The 18523-nt window shown below is 42.7% G+C and carries 17 protein-coding genes; 4 read left to right on the forward strand and 13 right to left on the reverse strand.

Annotated elements, in window-relative coordinates; all coding sequences use genetic code 11:
* Positions 1–199 precede the first annotated feature (199 nt).
* A complete protein-coding gene (locus tag IGI66_RS08505) occupies positions 200–1678 on the forward strand; it encodes a helix-turn-helix domain-containing protein (RefSeq protein ID WP_438848498.1) in 1479 nt (492 codons plus the stop codon).
* A 93-nt stretch (positions 1679–1771) separates the two neighbouring features.
* On the opposite strand, the gene IGI66_RS08510 is transcribed toward IGI66_RS08505, so the two are convergent.
* From IGI66_RS08510 to IGI66_RS08520, 3 genes are all read right to left on the reverse strand, one after another.
* On the reverse strand, positions 1772–2587 hold the full coding sequence (locus tag IGI66_RS08510; RefSeq protein ID WP_288228031.1) for a MerR family transcriptional regulator: 816 nt from the start codon (positions 2585–2587) through the stop codon (positions 1772–1774).
* Positions 2588–2859: 272 nt separating this feature from the next.
* Complete coding sequence (locus IGI66_RS08515) at positions 2860–3240, reverse strand: VOC family protein (protein ID WP_438848500.1); 381 nt, start codon at positions 3238–3240, stop codon at positions 2860–2862.
* A 34-nt stretch (positions 3241–3274) separates the two neighbouring features.
* Positions 3275–4222, reverse strand: coding sequence for a LacI family DNA-binding transcriptional regulator (locus tag IGI66_RS08520; RefSeq protein ID WP_438848502.1), 948 nt, complete (start codon positions 4220–4222; stop codon positions 3275–3277).
* 507 nt (positions 4223–4729) lie between these two features.
* Between IGI66_RS08520 and IGI66_RS08525 the strand changes: the two genes are divergently transcribed.
* From IGI66_RS08525 to IGI66_RS08535, 3 genes are all read left to right on the forward strand, one after another.
* Positions 4730–5230 (forward strand): NADH-quinone oxidoreductase subunit NuoE family protein, encoded by a 501-nt coding sequence (locus tag IGI66_RS08525; RefSeq protein WP_086303614.1) that lies wholly within the window; start codon positions 4730–4732, stop codon positions 5228–5230.
* A 102-nt stretch (positions 5231–5332) separates the two neighbouring features.
* The gene (locus IGI66_RS08530) at positions 5333–7210 is read left to right on the forward strand and encodes an NADH-ubiquinone oxidoreductase-F iron-sulfur binding region domain-containing protein (RefSeq protein WP_438848504.1); all 1878 of its coding nucleotides are present in this window, start codon (positions 5333–5335) and stop codon (positions 7208–7210) included.
* 12 nt (positions 7211–7222) lie between these two features.
* Positions 7223–8971, forward strand: coding sequence for an NADH-dependent [FeFe] hydrogenase, group A6 (locus IGI66_RS08535; RefSeq protein ID WP_314578879.1), 1749 nt, complete (start codon positions 7223–7225; stop codon positions 8969–8971).
* Positions 8972–9019: 48 nt separating this feature from the next.
* Here the strand turns inward: IGI66_RS08535 and IGI66_RS08540 are convergent, their stop codons facing one another.
* The 10 genes from IGI66_RS08540 to IGI66_RS08585 all read right to left on the reverse strand — a co-directional run bounded on the left by IGI66_RS08540 (position 9020) and on the right by IGI66_RS08585 (position 18515).
* Entirely contained in the window at positions 9020–9565 is a 546-nt protein-coding gene (locus IGI66_RS08540) for an ECF transporter S component (RefSeq protein WP_438848506.1), read from the reverse strand.
* Positions 9566–9808: 243 nt separating this feature from the next.
* Positions 9809–11158, reverse strand: a complete 1350-nt coding sequence (celB, locus tag IGI66_RS08545; protein WP_438848508.1) for a PTS cellobiose transporter subunit IIC — start codon at positions 11156–11158, stop codon at positions 9809–9811.
* A 17-nt stretch (positions 11159–11175) separates the two neighbouring features.
* Complete coding sequence (locus IGI66_RS08550; protein ID WP_010780459.1) at positions 11176–11673, reverse strand: hypothetical protein; 498 nt, start codon at positions 11671–11673, stop codon at positions 11176–11178.
* Between the two features lie 13 nt (positions 11674–11686).
* Positions 11687–12016 carry a PTS cellobiose transporter subunit IIA gene (locus IGI66_RS08555; protein ID WP_314578887.1) on the reverse strand — a complete coding sequence of 110 codons (330 nt, stop codon included), beginning with the start codon at positions 12014–12016 and terminating at the stop codon, positions 11687–11689.
* Between the two features lie 15 nt (positions 12017–12031).
* Positions 12032–14008: a BglG family transcription antiterminator gene (locus tag IGI66_RS08560; RefSeq protein WP_367378075.1), complete on the reverse strand. Its 1977-nt coding sequence runs from the start codon at positions 14006–14008 to the stop codon at positions 12032–12034.
* Between the two features lie 15 nt (positions 14009–14023).
* The gene (locus tag IGI66_RS08565) at positions 14024–14338 is read right to left on the reverse strand and encodes a PTS cellobiose transporter subunit IIB (RefSeq protein WP_438848511.1); all 315 of its coding nucleotides are present in this window, start codon (positions 14336–14338) and stop codon (positions 14024–14026) included.
* 219 nt (positions 14339–14557) lie between these two features.
* Positions 14558–15553, reverse strand: a complete 996-nt coding sequence (locus IGI66_RS08570) for a sugar kinase (RefSeq protein ID WP_438848513.1) — start codon at positions 15551–15553, stop codon at positions 14558–14560.
* 16 nt (positions 15554–15569) lie between these two features.
* Positions 15570–16310, reverse strand: a complete 741-nt coding sequence (dagF, locus tag IGI66_RS08575; RefSeq protein WP_438848515.1) for a 2-dehydro-3-deoxy-phosphogluconate aldolase — start codon at positions 16308–16310, stop codon at positions 15570–15572.
* A 14-nt stretch (positions 16311–16324) separates the two neighbouring features.
* Positions 16325–17419, reverse strand: a complete 1095-nt coding sequence (locus tag IGI66_RS08580) for a DgaE family pyridoxal phosphate-dependent ammonia lyase (RefSeq protein WP_438848517.1) — start codon at positions 17417–17419, stop codon at positions 16325–16327.
* A complete protein-coding gene (locus tag IGI66_RS08585; RefSeq protein ID WP_438848519.1) occupies positions 17409–18515 on the reverse strand; it encodes an amidohydrolase/deacetylase family metallohydrolase in 1107 nt (368 codons plus the stop codon). Before IGI66_RS08585 ends, IGI66_RS08580 begins: the two co-directional genes overlap by 11 nt.
* Positions 18516–18523 lie beyond the last annotated feature (8 nt).

The raw sequence follows: 18523 nt of genomic DNA on the forward strand, positions 1-18523 counted from the left end.
TTGCTAAAAAGGCTCCAACTGTTTTAGTCATAGCTTTCTCCTCGTCCATTCCTTGATACTACAAGCATGACACAGATGATTTCACAATACTATCTCTATTTATTAAAAAATAGTTTGCTTATAATTTTATGTTTATTATTTTCAGTGAACTTTTTTTGATTTATACTAATATTATCAATTGATTGAAAGAAGGTTTCCCATGAGACATGCATTATCTTCTACTAAAAATCGTCAAATTGAATTAATTGAACTGCTGCGAATTGCAAATAATTATGTATCTGTGAAAAAATTGGCTGCACGAGTAGACGCCGTTCCTAAAACGATCATCAATGATTGTCAAGAAATTGAAGACCAATGGAGCGACATTGTTCAAATCGAAAAAAACAGTTCTGGTGAGTTCCATCTCACCGAAAAAGACAACCACACTGTACACGAGATTTTTTCAGATATTCTAAAGGAATCCCCCTCCTTTCAACTTTTAGAAGTGCTTTTTTTTCAGCCGGGGAAATTGCGTACCGATCTTGAAAAAGAATTATTTCTTAGTTCTTCAAGTTTATACAGACGGATCGTGAAATTAAATGAAGGGCTGCAAATGCGCGGATTGGAGATCGATCGAAACCATTTGGAGCTTGTTGGGGAGGATGAGGGACAAGTTCGCTTTTTCATGGCGGGTTATTTTATGGAGGTCTATGATTGCTATGAATGGCCGTTTGAAATGGATCAGCAGAGGATTCTTAAAGCCGTTGATCAACTGGACGACCAATTTGGTTTAAGTTTGAATTTTTATCAAAAGACTGAATGTGCCTTTTTATTGGCGGTTTCACTGATTCGGCAAGAACAAGGATTTTTCAATCATCTTAGACAAAACGAACTGTCGATCGCCCACTTCGAAGCGTTTGAACAGCCGCTCAATGAATTAGTCGCTCAATTTCGAGACCCGTTGACAGAAAAGGAACGGGATGATCTGTGCCAAACCATTTTTTGGTATGATTTCGCTTGGGACAATGCTGAGGAGACGCTGCGCATCGAACGGCTGTGCAATCATATTCTCGATCTTATTATCGACGCGTTAAACGTAGGCATATCTAACACAAGTCGAGAGAACTGCCTGCAATTGCTAAAATCTGTTTACGCGTCTTACAAAGCTTATTCTTATGAGAAATACATTGCCTACAACCGAGACCTTTACAATAGTTTGAATGTTCAAAGAGATTTCTCTGTTTTTAGCAGAGTCCTAGAAAAAACACTGCGAGATCAAGAAGCAAAGACTCAGTTTCCTTGGTACTCTATGTTTTATCATCTGATCTTATTCAGATTATTCATCTACTGGGAAGATTTGCCCGAACAATTAGACGCCATTAGAAAACCCGTCACGACAGAGATTTGCAGCGATTTGGGCGCAAAGCATGCCCAGCTCTTGGCCTACTATTTAAAGAAGCATTACCAAGAGAAAGTCGCTCTGGATATACGTCCTGAAAAAATTTATTCCAATGAGTCACCGGAATCGTTACGCTCCGATCTTTACGTCACGAATTTTTCAACCCCAGCGATACCCAAGGAACGGCTTTTTGTTGTAGAAGATGTTCCTTCTGTTAAAAATTTAACTGCGTTAGGCAAAAAGATCGAAGAATACAGGATGAATACCTTGATCAAACAATTGGCTTACTTAAATGAATAAGTAAAAGGAAGAGCGGATAATGGACCATTCCGAACTTCCTTTTTTTCTTACTTGTTCTTTTGAGCGTTGCTTAAATCCGCCGTGCGCGCCTGTTTAATCCTTAGCTACGACAAAGCCAGATTCGGTGACCCAATTGTCTGGATTTGGATCTTCTGCCGGAGAGACATGGCTGATATTGATCATTGGTCCGACGATCGAATACCCATTCGCCTCCAGCCATTCCCCAATGGTTTGTGTGACCTTTGGCATTTGATCAAAGCTGCCGCTGAAAGTTACAGATGCCAGCGTAAAAGCTGGCTCCTTCTTATAGTCAACACGCCCAGCGTTTCCAGCTTCATCCACAACCGTTGTTTGAACCTCTACATCCGCATTTTTCTCAACGTATTCCACATCATGAAAGACAGTCATATTCATTGGCGGCTGCGTCATTTTTGCTTTGGCGGCTTCCATCTTGTGCTGCAGCTTTTGCCACAGGTCACCCTCCAGCGAATAATCAGCGATGACTTCCCGCACACTTAAGATCGTTCGTTCTGGGATTTCTTTTACTACGACAGGGTAGTTTAACATTTTTTTTCCTTCTTTCATTTGCTGCTGGAGAAGTGCGATCATGCGCTGTTTCTTCACAAGCTCTGATAACTCTTCCTGCACCCGCACTTCCTGCAGCTTGTAATGTTGTTCTAAAAACTCTAAATCATTCATTTCAATAATCTCTTTGATCGTTTTTAAAGGCAATCCTGTTTGCTGCAGCAGTTTGATTTGATTCAAGCGGGACAACTGACCTGCGGAATAATAGCGATAGTTGGTTTGCTCATCAATTTTTTCCGGCGTCAGTAAGCCCAACGCGGCATAATGATCCAGTGTCCGAACGGTCGTATTTGATAGTTTTGAGAATTCTCCAATTTTAAACATCTGTCTGCTCTCCTTCTTGTTTTGCTAGCTTACCTATAGTATAGAGTCCCACGTAGCGTGTGAGTCAATCCTAAATGACTTATTTTTTAGAAAATCTACGCAAGCAAAAAAAAACAGCGTGCCTATTGGACGCTGCCTTCTCTGTCTAAGATCTATTCAAACGTTTCATTTGTAAAGTTTTTAAAGGATTTTCTTTTCAAATCAAAAGAAAAAACGGCATTTACTTTCCAAACAGAAAGTCTCTCGAAAAATACGAGACACTCCCCTATCCTTTAATCCGTTGTTAATTCAATCAAGTTTCCCTCTGGATCTTGAATGACTGCTTCATAATACCCGTCGCCTGTAGTTCTTGGACCGTTCAATAATGGGAAGCCGTCCGCAAGAAATTGTTCAACAAACCGGTCGACATCTTCTTTTCCTCCAACAGAGATCGCCAAATGAGTATAGCCCAAGCTATCAGACACACGATTCGATAGATGCTGCTTGGAGGTTAATTCCAACCGGCTGCCAGAATCGAAGCTGAGAAAATACGACATAAACCCGGTCTTCTTATTATGATAACGTTCTGTACTGCTGACTTGAAAATACGTTTCGTAAAATGTTTTCATTTTTTCTAAATCCTTGGTCCAAATTGCTACATGTTCAATATGCATATTTAAACAATCCTTTCTTTTTTCAAACCTTCGTCTATCTTCTTATGATCCGCGGTTCCAGCGCTAGATCTATTGTTTCTTGATCCGATAAGAGGTAATCAATGACTTTCGGGCCAATCTCATCAGGTAAAAAATCAATCGTTGTGAATTCCAGAAGCTGACTATAGGGTAAATTTCCTTCCCCAATAAGCCGGAACTCCTTTTTGTGAGTGAAGCCTAGCTCTTGCAGCCCATGAATGATCCCAGCCGCGGTATCATCGGCGTTCGCATAGATCACTTCAGGAAGCGGCAACTTTTTATACGTTTCTTTTGCCCAATGATACCCTTCCTCATAGCCCTCTATACCAGTAAAAAAATTGGTTCCTTCACTGACCTCGCCAAAGTAGCGTTCATAACATTCCGCCTTGTCGCGAGCACTGGTACTTTGCGATAAAGGCCGCTTATTCGTAAAGCTGACTTTAGAGACGCCTTCTTGCGAAAGTTCCTTAAACACCTGTTCATAGGCACTTTTTCGATTGGGATAGATCATCGGTATTTTTGGTTCAGCTACTTTTTCTGTAGAAATGATCCTGCCTCTAGACTTGAGCTTTTTCCAGTTTCCTAGATCTTTCGCCCGCGAAACCAAAATCAAGCCGTCGATCATTCGCTTTTCCAGTAAAGCATAGTAATCATTCTCTGTTTGCTCATCATAGTAGGTGGGCAATAGAAGCACCTGGTAGCCTTTTTCTCTAGCATGAAACAACAAGCTGTTCACGAGACGATCATAACAGGAGCTATTATAGGGCAGCGTCACACCCAAGGTATAATTTTTGCCGTTGCTTAGCTTGATCGCGTTGCCGTTGACCACATACCCCGTCTCTTCAATCACACGTTGGACCTTTTCCCGAATCTCTTCTGAAACATATTGATGGTTATTGATCACTCGTGAGACGGTGGTCTTCGAAACGTCTGCCACCTTAGCGATATCTCGGATAGTTACCAATGAACTCCCCTCCTTATAGATCCTGTACTCACTATAAACGATGGGACGCGTCCCATGTCAACTATTTTTTGCCGCTTTTTTACGGAGACTGACGAGCATCCCCCGTTTTCTCGCCACAGCAACAGCTATTCTTATCTTAGAATGTGTGTCCTAAAGCATTCATTGCACGTTCTTTGATTAGAACCTTCTACGCATAAAAATTAAAATAACCAACTAAACACCCGTCATCTTTAACGAATAGCTTAAAATTAACGTTCTAGCGTATCCTTGTCTTTTTTTATAACGTTATGGAAACAACCATTCGACGCCAGAAATCGAATGGGACACTTTTCTCATTATTTTCCATCTAACTATTCTACTTCGAGAACAGTTCTCATTCTCATTTGTATAATTAATCACAAACTTGTACCTTTTTTTGATATACTTATTTTAAATAGAATAATTTTTTTGGAGTTACTTTGTAATTATTTAGAATAATTGAGGCAAGAAAGGAGGACATAAAAACAGATGAATACTGAAGCAGTGTTTGAATTTATTGAAACAGAAAGTCAACACCAAGAATTTCAATCCAGCATCGAGAACTTAAAAGGACAACGCGGTGCCCAGATGCCCGCCCTGCAAGAGGCACAACGAATTTATGGGTACTTGCCTATCGAAATAATGAAAAGGCTTTCTACAGAATTAGCTATTCCTATGGAAGAACTTTATAGCACAGCGACCTTCTACGCACAGTTTACCTTTGTGCCTAAAGGCGACTATACCATCAGTGTCTGTATGGGAACCGCCTGCTACGTTAAAGGTGCCGGCGACATTTTAGATTCTTATGCGACGGATCTGGCTATTGATCCCGGGGAAACAACTGCCGATCGCAAGTTTACTTTAGAATCTTGCCGGTGTATCGGCGCCTGCGGACTCGCACCTGTATTGACGGTGAATGAAGAAGTCTATGGTCGTTTGACAAAGAAAAAAGCCGATAAAGTCTTGGTTACGTATCAAAAGAAAGAATGATCATGAACCGCCTTTTCCAAAGATTCCCTTCCTATTGATGTTAAAAAGAATTTTGGAATTTTGTTGTTGTCAGACGAAGCCTCAAGAGTCAGGAGTAAAAATATGAGAGATTGGAATGCGTTAAAAGAACTTCGAGACACGTATCGTCACGCGGTCATGATACGGTTAGATGAAGATGCGGTCTCAGAAAATGAGTATGAGAAAGAAATCCTCATCTGCGCGGGTACCGGCTGTATCTCCTCTAAAAGCGGCGATTTTGTCGATGCACTAAAAGAAGAATTGGCGAAAAACCAATTAACGGAGAAAGTAAATATCGTAAAAACCGGCTGCTTCGGCTTATGCGCCCAAGGACCGATCGTGATCATCTATCCAGAAGCGGTCTTCTACCATCAAGTTCAGCCAAAGCACGCGAAGAAAATCGTTTCGGAGCATTTGATCAAAGGCAACTTGGTCGAGAAATTGCTTTATCATGATGCGGATACTAAGGAAATCATCAATAAACTAATGGATACGCCCTTCTACCACAAGCAAAAGCGTGTTGCTTTAAGAAATTGCGGTCGGATCGATCCAGAGAAAATTGAAGAATACATTGCATTTGACGGGTACCAAGCCTTGGCTGCCGTGGTAAATACGTATTCCCGCGACGAGGTGCTGCAAACATTGGAAACCTCTGGACTGCGGGGACGCGGCGGCGCCGGCTTCCCAACATTCATGAAATGGTCCTTTGCCAAGGCCAGTCAATCAGATCAAAAATATGTGATTTGTAATGCCGATGAAGGCGACCCGGGAGCATTCATGGACCGATCCGTCTTAGAGGGAGATCCTCATGCGGTCATTGAAGCGATGGCGATCGCAGGTTACACGATTGGCGCCAACCAAGGCTATATCTACGTGCGCGCAGAATACCCGATCGCTGTGAATCGTTTACGAATCGCAATCGATCAAGCTCGGAAGGAAGGCGTTCTAGGGCAGCACATCTTCGGCAGTGATTTTTCATTTGATTTGGATCTGCGTTTAGGTGCAGGTGCTTTCGTCTGCGGCGAAGAAACGGCCTTATTAGAAAGTATCGAAGGCCACCGTGGAGAACCGCGTCCACGACCGCCATTTCCAGCAGTCAAAGGCTTATTCGGAAAACCAACAATCGTTAATAATGTGGAGACATTGGCGAACATTCCTCAAATCATCCTTAAAGGACCAGAATGGTTTGCCGGTTTCGGAACAGAACAATCAAGAGGAACCAAGGTCTTTGCCCTTGGCGGCAAAATCCAAAACACCGGTCTTGTTGAGATTCCGATGGGAACCACACTTAAAGAGATCGTAGAAGACATCGGCGGCGGTATTCCTAACGGGAAGAAATTCAAAGCTGCTCAGACAGGCGGCCCTTCTGGCGGCTGTATTCCACAAGAGCATTATGATGTGCCGATCGATTATGAAAATCTGAAAAAGATCGGTTCAATGATGGGTTCTGGCGGCTTGATCGTGATGGACGAAGACAACTGCATGGTGGACATCGCAAAGTTCTTCTTAGAATTTACAGTAGAAGAAAGCTGCGGAAAATGCGTGCCTTGTCGCGTCGGAACAAAACGGCTATTGGAAATCCTTGATAAAATCACAATGGGAAAAGCAACGCTGGATGATTTAGATCGGATGGAAGAGCTTTGCCACCATATTCAAGAAAACTCACTCTGCGGGCTTGGGCAAACAGCTCCGAATCCCGTACTCTCCACCTTCCGTTATTTCAAAGAGGAATACTTAGCACATGTCGAAGAACGACGCTGTCCTTCTGGTGTCTGTAAAAACTTGATTCAGTACCGGATCGTACCGGATAAATGTACCGGCTGCCGTGCCTGTGCCAAAGGATGCCCAGTCAGTGCCATCAGCGGCGAAGTGAAACAAGTGCATGAAATCGATCAGTCGATCTGTACGAAATGCGGCTTGTGTATTGATACTTGTCGCTATGATGCAATCACAGTCATATAGGAGGTGGAGCAAGTGAAAGAAGTTATGATTACTATTAACGGAAAAATCTGTACTGCTCCAGAAGGATCGACCATTCTCGAAGCAGCACGAATCAACAATATTGAGATCCCTACCCTCTGCTTTCTAAAAGAAATCAACGAAATCGGCGCCTGTCGTATGTGCGTCGTTGAAGTGAAAGGTGCCCGCAGCCTTGTAACGGCTTGTGTGTACCCAGTCACTGAAGGGATGGAAATCACGACCAATTCCAAGAAAGTCTTTGATTCTCGCAGAGTTACCTTGGAATTGATTTTATCGACCCACGAACGGAAATGTCTTTCCTGTATCCGCAGCGGCAATTGCGAGCTGCAAAAGCTATGTAAAGAATTCAACGTCGCGGATGAAGACTACTTCAACGGCGAAAACTGCGAATACGAATTTGATGACAGTGCCGTGCATATGGTCCGAAACAACAATAAATGTATTCTTTGCCGCCGTTGCGTCGCCGCGTGCTCAAAATGGCAGGCTGTCGGTGTGATCGGGCCAAATGATCGCGGCTTCAACACCCATATTGGAAGTGCCTACGAGCAAAATCTCGGGGACGTTCCTTGTATTTCCTGTGGTCAGTGCATCGTCGTTTGTCCGACAGGTGCGATCCACGAAAAAGATCAGACCCAAGAAGTTTGGGATGCATTAGAAGATCCCACTAAACACGTGATCGTACAGACTGCCCCTTCGATTCGAGTCACATTAGGCGAAGCCTTCAACATGCCGATCGGTACGAATGTCGAAGGCAAAATGGTGGCAGCCTTGCGGCGAATCGGGTTTGATCGCGTCTTTGATACCAACGTTGCGGCGGACTTTACGATCATGGAGGAAGCCAATGAGTTCCTAGAACGTGTTGGAAACAATGGCCCCTTCCCAATGTTTACCTCTTGTTCACCAGGGTGGGTCAAATACTGTGAATCGTATCATCCAGAATTGATCCCGAACCTGTCGACCTGTAAATCGCCGCAGCAGATGTTTGGCGCGTTGGCGAAAACTTGGTACGCCGAAAAAGAAGGCATTGATCCAAAGGATATCTTTGTGGTAGGAATCATGCCTTGTACCGCGAAGAAATTTGAAGTCACACGGGAGGACGAAGATGCCGCTGGTTACTCGGATTGTGATGTCGCATTAACGACCCGTGAACTGGCACGTATGATCGATAAAGCCGGTGTCCGTTTCGTAGAATTAGAAGACGAAGCTTTTGACAATCCATTAGGTGAAGCGACCGGTGCAGGCTATATCTTCGGCGCGACAGGCGGAGTGATGGAGGCGGCATTAAGAACAGCCGCTGAAACATTGGCCGGTCATTCCTTGGAACAAGTAGAATTCACAGAAGTGCGCGGCATGAAGGGGATCAAAGAAGCGACTTATGAAATGAGCGGCGCAACCATCAATGTTGCGGTCGCCTCTGGCATCGGGAACGCGAAGAAATTGTTAGAACGAATCGAATCTGGCGAAAAATTCTATCACTTTGTCGAGATCATGGGCTGTCCTGGCGGCTGTATCAATGGCGGTGGCCAACCTGTCCAGCCAGCCTCTGTACGCAACTTTGTTGATTTAAAAACAAAACGTGCCGCTGCGTTATACTCAGAAGACAAAGACAAAGGCTTACGCAAATCAAACGAAAGCCCGATCGTCCAAAAAATCTATCAAGAGTTTTTAGAAAAACCGGGAAGCTTAAAAGCACACCACATTCTCCACACAAGCTATCGCGACCGCATGGACGTGAATGCATAAAAAAAAGAAGCTTTGATCGATAAGTTATCGATCAAGGCTTCTTTTCTTCTACCGAACTCTTTGACGATGCAACGCCTTCGAAAGGACTGGAACGACTAAAATGGACAACCCGCCGCCAATCAACGCTGTGATCAATTGCGGAACTGAAAATGCTCCTGATACCATTGCGGCTTTAGGAGCCGGCATTTTAAGCAAAACAGGAACGACAAATTGTACGATCGTCAGATACAATACACCAAACTTTGCGACCGCGCCGACAGCCGTCGCCAGGACAAAATTCGTGATTGCCTGCTTGGTATTGAAGCCTGCGAGGACATGCCAGATCGTCACTAAGACCGCATTCCCAATAGCGATACAGAAAACGATTTGTGGAAATGCTGGACCGATGCCAAAGATAAACGCGAAGATCGGTGACAATAAAGCGATGGTCAAGCCGCTCGCCAAGCCTCCTGTTGTGACAGAAACAATCAAAATCAAATTTACGAGAGAACCTGTTACCAACGTGTTGCCTAATCCCGATGTCACCGCCTGGACAACGATCAATAATGCTAATAATACCCCCGTTTGCGAAACCCATAATGCTTTACGATTCATACTTTCGGAAATTCTATTTGTAGTTTATTTCACAAATAGTTATCCTTTCACTTCCTTCCTTTTCATAGTCAATTTCCTAATCTAACTCTCACTAAAAATAGCGCTTTCGTCTGTCTATAATTATTGTATCAGAAGTATGGGGCAGACGCGCACCAGTTTTAAAAATTCTGTACTAAAAATTGAAATAAAAAAAAGACCCTTGGTTCACCAAGGATCTTTAAACGCTGCTTCTGCAACAAGTGATTATGCTTGATTTGCGGCAAGTTCTGCTGCTTTTACTTTTTCTTCTTCAAGTAATCTGTTGTCATAAAACTTGATGAATGGGAACCAGATCGCAAAGGCCAATACCGCACATAACACTGCCAATACCGCTGCTTTCCAGTCGCCCCCGCTACCAACAAAGGCACCGAGTCCTACTGGTGACGGCCATGGCATTTGGGCCAGCATTGGTCGAACGATCTCTAATTTGATTGCGAAATACGCAAGTGACGCTGAGGCCATAGGTGCTAAAAAGAATGGGATCGCAAGATAAGGATTGTAGACGATCGGCATCCCGAAAATGATCGGTTCGTTGATGTTGAAAATCCCTGGAACCAACGATGCTTTTCCTAAAACTTTCAATTGGTCCGATTTAGCCATAAAGGCGATAAAGATAATCAACCCTAGTGTTGCTCCAGATCCCCCAACAGTAACATACGAATTGTTAAATTCACCAGCGAGCGGGAAGTTGGCACCGTTTGCATTTGCTGCCATATTTGCCAGCACGATCGGTGTTAAGAAAGACGTAATGATGTTTGCCCCGTGAATCCCAACGATCCAAAGTGCATGGATCAAGAAATAAATGACCATGATTCCAAGCCATGTATTTGTCAAATTGGTTACGAAGCTGAATGGGATCGCGATCATTTTGAAGATATCTGTTCCAAGAGCAACTAAACCGCCATTGATGATCATTACGACAAACGCAATGACGAAGGTTGGGATCAATGCTGTAAAGGAACGTGACACACCTGGCGGCACTACGTCCGGCATTTTAATGATCCAATTTCTCTTTACACACATGCAGTACAATTCAACAGCGATGATCGACATGATGATTCCCGTAAAGATACCGGAAGTCCCCAGTCTATCCACAAAGGCTCCCATACGAATCCCGCTGACGATTGTTTCTGTATCTGTCATTGAAGAAACTAAGCTAATTTTCCCTCCGTCGAGAATTAATTCTGGTATACACATAAAGAAGGCAAATACTGATAATAACGCGCCCATCAATGGATTGACATTGATGTTTTGTTCATCTCTTTCAATAGAGGTTAACTCATACGCGAAAACGATTGCAAAATAAACGGAAAGAATTCCCATAGTCATTGTGTTGGCGATCATATAGAGATCACTTATTTTAAAAAATGTCGCGTTAAAAAATCCCTCTAAAAATGGAAAAGATACGGGCAAAACATTTAAAACTAAAAACATGGACCCTACGATCGTGAAGGGAATCGATGCCATCCCAGCCGCCATAACGGCACGGACAATTTTTAACTGGGCAATTTTACCCATCGGTCCCATTAAATACTTCTGCAAGAAATTAAACATTCATTGTGCTCCTCTCTTTATTGTACTGCTTTTTCGTATTGCTGAATGCGATCATAATGCTTGTCACGATTGGTACGAATTCTTTTTAAGCGTCTCCGAACAAACACACACAGGAGTAATCCGCTAGCCATTAATACAGAAATAAACACACGTCCTTGCCCATCATCATTCATAAAAGGAAAGAATCCAGAAAACAACGGCGTTACGGTTACGAACATCAAAACGAGGTTGAGTATTCCTTGAATGAGGAAGTAGCGATCTGTATTCGGCACATTATTTTGATGCTTGCGATACAATTGAAACTGTTCCGCAGCTACTGGGATCACTCCGACGATCAACGCTAACGGGAGCCAGAGCCAGATACTTTTTGACAATGACAGACAGATCAGCCAGTAAAGATTGATAAAAAAGAACAGTGCTGTCAAATACCGCACGATCAAATAACGGTTAAAGTACATATTTTTTAAACTAAATTGCTGCTTTTCCATGTGCAATTTTTTCTTATCCTCATTCATAGTGTCCCTCCGTTCATTCCGTGCGCTGCTGATACAAATAGCGCATCTCATTGGCGACTTCCAACAACGTCATTGTCGTCATCAGGTGATCTTGTGCATGGACCATGATTATTTCCATTTCAATTTTTTTCCCGCCGGCATAATCTTTCAGAAGCTGTGTCTGAGCTTTATGCGCCTTCAAAAGCTGCTCGTTGGCTTCCTCCAATTGTTCCTTCGCTTTCTCATCTTCTTTTTTGCGCATCGAAGCGAATGCGTCATGAATGACCGTTCGTGCATTTCCGCTGTGAAGAATAATTTCAAAAGCGGCTACCTGTAATTCTTCACTATTCATTTGTTCAGCCACATGGCTCCCTCCTTATCAAATAATCTTTATAAGTTCATTACTAAAGTTTTCAAATGTTGGTTCAGCTAAAATTGCCTGCTGTATATCCAGCCGATCGACCAACTGAACAATTGCTTTTGTCACAACCGTGATCCCCTCATTTTCAATATATGAAGGCGAGATCAGAAAGACAAAATTCACCGTTTCCTTCTCATCCCACGTCATCCCTTCAGGAATCAAGGCAACAGCAATCTTCGTCGACACTCCTACTGGAATCGCTGGATGGGGAACGACCACGGTGTCACTAAACACGATCTGTCCCATCATCTCCCGTTGCGAAATCTGCTGCTTCATTTTTATTGGATAGTTTGCTTCTTCATTCACACTTAACACATTTAATAAATCATCCACGACACTTTCCTTCGTGGGCGCTGTTTCGTATCTTTTGAAAAATTGTTCTGATAATTGCGTTTCAAAATAGCGTTTCCGCTCATTAAGCGGCAAACGATGGGTTTCTTCGATCCTTGTAGGGCGTGAAATCAGACGATCCAATAATTTACGTATTTTATGGACATCTTCATCATTTAGAAAGACACTGACATGCAACACAGGAACTTTAAAGACCATGGTTGATAGATCCACAGAAGAGATGATCAAATCGATGCCCTTCAACGTCGCTTCGTTGATTTCATAGTAGCCCTTCACATTGACGACCGTTATATGTTTGCCAAACTCATTCGAGACTCGGTTCTTCAACAATTGTGCGCTGCCGTACCCTGTTGCACAGATGATCAACGCCCGCACTTTATGTGTGTCTTTGACCTTTTCTAAAGCTGCCAGCAAATGGAGCGCAAGATAGGCCCATTCGTCCTCACTAATAACAAATTTTTTCAGCATCGGCATTTCAGCAAAATAATGCTTCGTTAATTCAAATGCTTCTGGATTGCCTTCTTTGATTTCTGTCGTTAAAGGATTGTCTAAGGTGATTCCGCGATTTAATCGAATCAGCAAAGGACCTAAATGCCCCAGCAACCCGCTTTTTAACTGATAGTCTTCCATCAGCGGATAGCCGATCACTTGAGAAATACTTTGGATGACGTTGTCTAATTCATAAGAAAGTTCTTGGTTCTCTGTTGTTGCCTCGTGGTTGGATTTTGCCATCAGATGGATCGTTAGATAAGACACCTCTTCGATCGGAAAAACCACATTGGTGACCGTTTCAATTCGTTCAACGATTTTTTCTGCCACTTGGTATTCTATTCGTCCTAATAAATCTTGCTGCAGTCCTAAATCTTTGATCTCAAAGCCTTCGCGCATACGTTTGATTCCTAAAGAAAGATGCAAGACCAAATTTTGGATCACCACATCAGAAACTTTTAGCTTTGCCTCTCGCGTCTCATCTAAAATAATGATCGTCAATTCTTCAAACGTAATTTCATTAAAAAAATGACTGTTTCCTAAATATTCCTTCATTGAGTTGGCATACGTTTTGCCGAAAAGTGTATCCATGATAAAGTGTCGTTTGTTTCTTTCTTCACCTTCTACCCAGAAACCTTTGCCGTGTTTTGACACAATCACGAGAGAATATTCTTGTAATTTCTCTTTTATTTCTTGGATATCTTTCGCTAAACTCGACCGACTAATAAAAAGTTCTTCCGCTAGATCATCTATAACAATTACTCGATCCTCAAGTAATAGCTTATTCAAAATATATTTTTGCCGATCCTCCACTTCGGAAAATTCACTCGCATTTCTATAAAAGGGATCTACTAAGTTCTCGTGACTCAAAAATAAATCGAAAACCATTTTATGAACAATTCTCAATTGATAGCCTTGTCCCTGCTTTGCTAGAATTTCTCCTCCGTTTTTTTCCACCAGCACTTTTAAATCTTGCAAATAATTTCTAACCGTACGATCGGATAGCGACAATTCAGAAGCTAAGTCTTTGCTGGTCACAAATTCATTCTTATGATCGATCAAACGATTCAACAAAGCTTTTTCCTTCTGTTTCATCTTACTCTCTCCCAGCTAAATATTTTCCTCGATAACCTCAGCCATTTTCTGTATCCCAGTAGGAATCGGGACATACGCTTGAAATGGGATGCTTACTACAGGCTTACCGACGGTATCTCCTAGCTTAACAAATTTATCCAAAAACATGGTTGTTTGAGGACTGATCAGGAATAAATCAAAATTACTCGTTTTTATCATATTGTCGCCTTCTGTTGCTGAAACGGCATCCACAAAAATGTCCTTTCCATTCTGTTTAAAGTAATCCGTTGTTTTGGTTGCCATCATTGAAGAAGACATTCCTGCTGCACAAATAATCAATGCTTTTTTCATCTTACCCACGCTCCTATTTTTGTTGTCTCTCGTTCTTAGTACACTCCAAGAATAGAATGTAAACGGTTACGGTTCAACATTAAAACTTCCGCATCATTACGGAAAAAAACTGTAATATCCTTAGAAAAGCCTAAAATTTCTTTTTTATCCTTCTAATAAGCAAAAAAAGAATGACTGGCAAAATGCCACTCATTCTTTTCCCGAAGATTCACTTCGTGTTTATCGGATCAAATCGATTTCAGGATTTTTTAATACTGTGAAAACCTGTTCTTTTGTTGTCAACGGCACATCACCATGGATCGTATGCGCCAACACCGCGTTCATTGTTGCAAACTCAACTGTCTCGACTAAGGGCCAGTTTTCAGCATATCCCGTTAAGATTCCTGCTGCATAAGCATCGCCAGCGCCAATCCGATCCAAAGCAACCAGGTCTCTCACAGCACTGACTGCACGCTCTTTACGAGTATATAAAAATCCTTGCATTTGTTTGCGACTGTCCGCAGTCGTTCTTCGTGTCCCGGCAAACCAATCAATCGCGTATTTTTCCATAAATTGCCAAATCATCTCATCCTCTGATCCTGTTTTTGGGACTTGTAACAGGTCCAGCAAATCTCTCGTACTGCCAAAAACAATAGCGCAATAAGGCAAGATTTTCTCGTACTGTTCTTTCATAAAAGCCAATTTATTCGGTTCTGTGTTCAGACTGGGACGGAAATTAAAGTCAAAGCAGACTTTTTTTCCTGCCTTAGCAGCCTCTTGTGCTAATGTATGTGCGGCATCCCGAGTAGCATCGGTCAAGCTCAAAGAAATTCCACAAATATGGATCAGATCATTTTCAGCCGCCACCTTCTCAAAGTTATAGGCTGTGTGATCACTGACACCAAAGGAACTATGGTGACGATTTTGATACGTAACGTGTGTTGGACGTTGTCCATACCCATTTTCAGCAAAATAGCTGCCGATATGATGATGGGCGAATGACAACAGCTCTGTTTTGATTCCATACTTTGCCAACGCTGATTTAGCGACCTGTCCCAGACGGTTCTCAGGAAGCACGGTCACTAACGAAGAATCGTAGCCAAATTGCGCCAAATTAGCCATAATATTGACACCCGTCCCAGTATAATCCATCCGCAATTCATTCGTCTGATCTAACAATAAATACTCCGGTGGTGACAATCGCAGCATCACTTCACCAAAAGCCGCAAATTTCATCGTTTTTGCTCCTTCTTTAAGCCAATGTTTTTTTACACATTTCAAGCAATCGTTTTACGTCTTCAGGACGTGTGTCTTCTGTTTCAGAATCAATGATCGAACTGTAGACATGCGGAATAATTTTCTTAACACCTGCATCAACAGCGATTTGAAGGATTTCTTCAAAATTTTCTAAATCAATACCGCCAGTAGGCTCCAAATAGAAATCATGTTTGGCGCACGCCTCCGCAACTGCTTTAAATTCTTCTTTATGGGCCAATCCTTTCATTGGGAAGTATTTGATTGAACTACCACCCATATCTTGAAGCAACGTGATCGCTGTTTCGATCGGCACGACGCCTTCTGGCCCTTTTGAACTTAAAGGCCCTGTCGCGATATTGACATAGCCGACTTTTCCTGTTGGCGAAACCAATCCGTTGATGATCGTTTCTTCTTGACCCAACAGCGCTCTTGAGGTCCCCACGCCAGTAAATACCTGATTCACGTGTTGCGGCTGAAGCTCACCAGAAATACGCGAGACCATTCGACTCTGATTCGGGTCCCCAGCACCTAGACCAACAGACAGGGCATTGTTCGTTGCCTCCTGATATTTTTTCATATCTTTGATGGCTGCTTCATCACTCTCGTAATTTTTCGACAGTACGCCTAAAACCACGTTTCCTTCCGCCGCTTCATAGCAAGCTTTGGCATTCTCAACAGAATTCGCCAAAACATTTAAACAAATTCGATCCTCTAAATAATTTGGTTCTACTGACATTTCCTGATCCCCTCTTATTCCATAATATCGTGCAAACGCGACACGATTTTATTCATTTCTTCTTCGTCCACCGAGCGAATATCAAATTCAATGATGCCATTGTTGGCTTGATATTCTCTCGTGTAGACCGCTGGTGATTCCTTTTTCAACGCTGCGATGACATCCTTCGCTGAATGCTCTCCCGATACGTGAACACTTGCTCGATAAATATCCCGTCCGGCACTATCTTGAACGACCGTAGCGGTTAGATGATTGATTTGATTGATTGCTTTCGTAAATGGTTCTAATCGTTCCTGCATTGATTTACCCGATTCGTTGCCGTTTGTTAAATAGTCTTCGATCGCCTGCGTAAAGCCAAGGATATTGTCCTTGCCGATCTTCATCGCTCTGCCGATTCCCTTACCCTGAAGGCGAACCCATTCAATTAGTGCTTTCTTTCCGATCACTAAGCCGGCACTCGGTCCTTCGATCGCTTTTGCTCCAGAATAAATAACTAGGTCAGCACCTGCTTTATAATAGAAGAATAAATCTTCCTCAGCAGCCGCATCCACGATCAATGGCACATGATTTCTCTTCGCAACTTCCGCCGCCTCTTCCACACTCAGCATACTTTTTTGAACCGTGTGATGGCTTTTTATATAGAGAATAGCCGCGGTGTTTTCGCTGATCATCATTTCCAGATGCTCGGCTGAACACATGTTGGCATAACCAGCTTCGACAACTTTTCCGCCGCCTTGTTCTACCATGATTTCAACAGGCGTCCCGTAATCCACATTGTGTCCTTTAGGCAAGATGACTTCCCGCTTCGTGATTTTTTTCGTGTAAGGATGGTAGGCATGATAGACCGCTCCTTGACCGATCATCGCCGCAATACTCTGAGCAATTCCCGCTGAAGCAGAAGAAACGATCTGTGCATCCTCCACATCCAAAAGGTTTGCGATATACGCGCCGGTTTTTTCGCTTAGATCCGCCATTTCAAAAAAATGCTCGCCGCCAAACCGCTGAGCAGCCATTACGGACTCAGATACCTTTGAAACGCCTAAAATCGTCATGCGCCCAGAAGCATTGATGACTTCTTTTAATCCAAGTTTGTCGAAATTAATTGTCATAGACCTGACCTCCAATGATCGTTTCCATAGGAAGAATCTCCTGACTCGCCTTACGCGTGTTTCCATTGGAATCGATCAGTTCTTTTTCTGAATGTTTGATCGTAAAGATCGTCATATCTGCATCATAGCCCACAGCTAATTTCCCTTTAGTAGTCAAATGGAAATTTTCAGCAGGTCTTTCTGTCACTTGCGTAAGGATCTCTTCCCAAGAATACCCTACTACGAAAAGTTTTTCCATCGTCGTTGCTAAATCGTAAACCGGCCCATTCTCCCTATTTCGAACATAAATATCTGAACTAATAGATGTGCTCTTCATTCCTTCACGCAACGCTTGTTTCGCCACGTCAAAATTAAAGCTGTCTGTCCCATGACCTATATCAAAAACAATGCCTTTCGTATATGCATCCCATACAAAATCCTTGATTTGCTGTTTCTCTCGATCAAAAATACCATTTTCTTTTCCATTAAAGCAGTGGGTCAGCACATCACCTTTTTCCATCAGATCCAGAATTTCGGACAATTCAGGTGGTGCGGAGCCGACATGTACCATCAGCGGCAACTCGCCGTATTCATGTTGAAATTGCTTTGCTAACCGAAGAGGCTCGATGCCGCTTGAACCAATCACCGTTTTACTCATGCGAGCTTTTAACCCAACGATAAATTCGGGGAATTTTTCTATCGCTGTCCTTACTGCATCCCGTTGGACTTTCGTTAAGTCGGCTAATTCATCCTGCTCAACGATCCCCCATTTCGAGATATTCAGCAATGCATAAACATTGGTTTTAGATTTTTTTGCTAACTCACAAAAGTCACCAATGTTTTCAGCGCCTGTCGTTCCAGCGTCGATCACTGTCGTTACGCCTCGTTTGACGCCAACTTCGTCTGGATAATCATAATACAGTGTCATTTTTTCGTAGCAATGAACATGATCATCGATCCATCCGGCAGAAATATATTGATCGTCTGTCAAAACAATTTCTTTGCGGGTCTCTTGATCAATTTTTTCTGTTACTGCGACTATTTTGCCATCAGAAATACCAATTTCCATTTTCTTTCCGTCAATCGTTTTGCCATTTCGTACAACTAAATCCAACATTTCGCGTT

The sequence above is a fragment of the Enterococcus sp. AZ048 genome, from assembly GCF_051715125.1.
Classification (GTDB): domain Bacteria; phylum Bacillota; class Bacilli; order Lactobacillales; family Enterococcaceae; genus Enterococcus_A; species Enterococcus_A gilvus.

Excerpts from the sequence above, each read along its gene's own strand:
- IGI66_RS08505 (WP_438848498.1), top strand. The coding sequence starts at position 200 with ATGAGACATGCATTATCTTCTACTAAAAATCGTCAAATTGAATTAATT.
- celB (WP_438848508.1), bottom strand. The coding sequence starts at position 11,158 with ATGTTTAATTTCTTGCAGAAGTATTTAATGGGACCGATGGGTAAAATT.
- IGI66_RS08515 (WP_438848500.1), bottom strand. The coding sequence starts at position 3,240 with ATGCATATTGAACATGTAGCAATTTGGACCAAGGATTTAGAAAAAATG.
- dagF (WP_438848515.1), bottom strand. The coding sequence starts at position 16,310 with ATGTCAGTAGAACCAAATTATTTAGAGGATCGAATTTGTTTAAATGTT.
- IGI66_RS08510 (WP_288228031.1), bottom strand. The coding sequence starts at position 2,587 with ATGTTTAAAATTGGAGAATTCTCAAAACTATCAAATACGACCGTTCGG.
- IGI66_RS08525 (WP_086303614.1), top strand. The coding sequence starts at position 4,730 with ATGAATACTGAAGCAGTGTTTGAATTTATTGAAACAGAAAGTCAACAC.
- IGI66_RS08565 (WP_438848511.1), bottom strand. The coding sequence starts at position 14,338 with ATGAAAAAAGCATTGATTATTTGTGCAGCAGGAATGTCTTCTTCAATG.
- IGI66_RS08585 (WP_438848519.1), bottom strand. The coding sequence starts at position 18,515 with ATGTTGGATTTAGTTGTACGAAATGGCAAAACGATTGACGGAAAGAAA.
- IGI66_RS08580 (WP_438848517.1), bottom strand. The coding sequence starts at position 17,419 with ATGACAATTAATTTCGACAAACTTGGATTAAAAGAAGTCATCAATGCT.
- IGI66_RS08540 (WP_438848506.1), bottom strand. The coding sequence starts at position 9,565 with ATGAATCGTAAAGCATTATGGGTTTCGCAAACGGGGGTATTATTAGCA.
- IGI66_RS08570 (WP_438848513.1), bottom strand. The coding sequence starts at position 15,553 with ATGAAATTTGCGGCTTTTGGTGAAGTGATGCTGCGATTGTCACCACCG.
- IGI66_RS08560 (WP_367378075.1), bottom strand. The coding sequence starts at position 14,008 with ATGAAACAGAAGGAAAAAGCTTTGTTGAATCGTTTGATCGATCATAAG.
- IGI66_RS08530 (WP_438848504.1), top strand. The coding sequence starts at position 5,333 with ATGAGAGATTGGAATGCGTTAAAAGAACTTCGAGACACGTATCGTCAC.
- IGI66_RS08550 (WP_010780459.1), bottom strand. The coding sequence starts at position 11,673 with ATGAATGAGGATAAGAAAAAATTGCACATGGAAAAGCAGCAATTTAGT.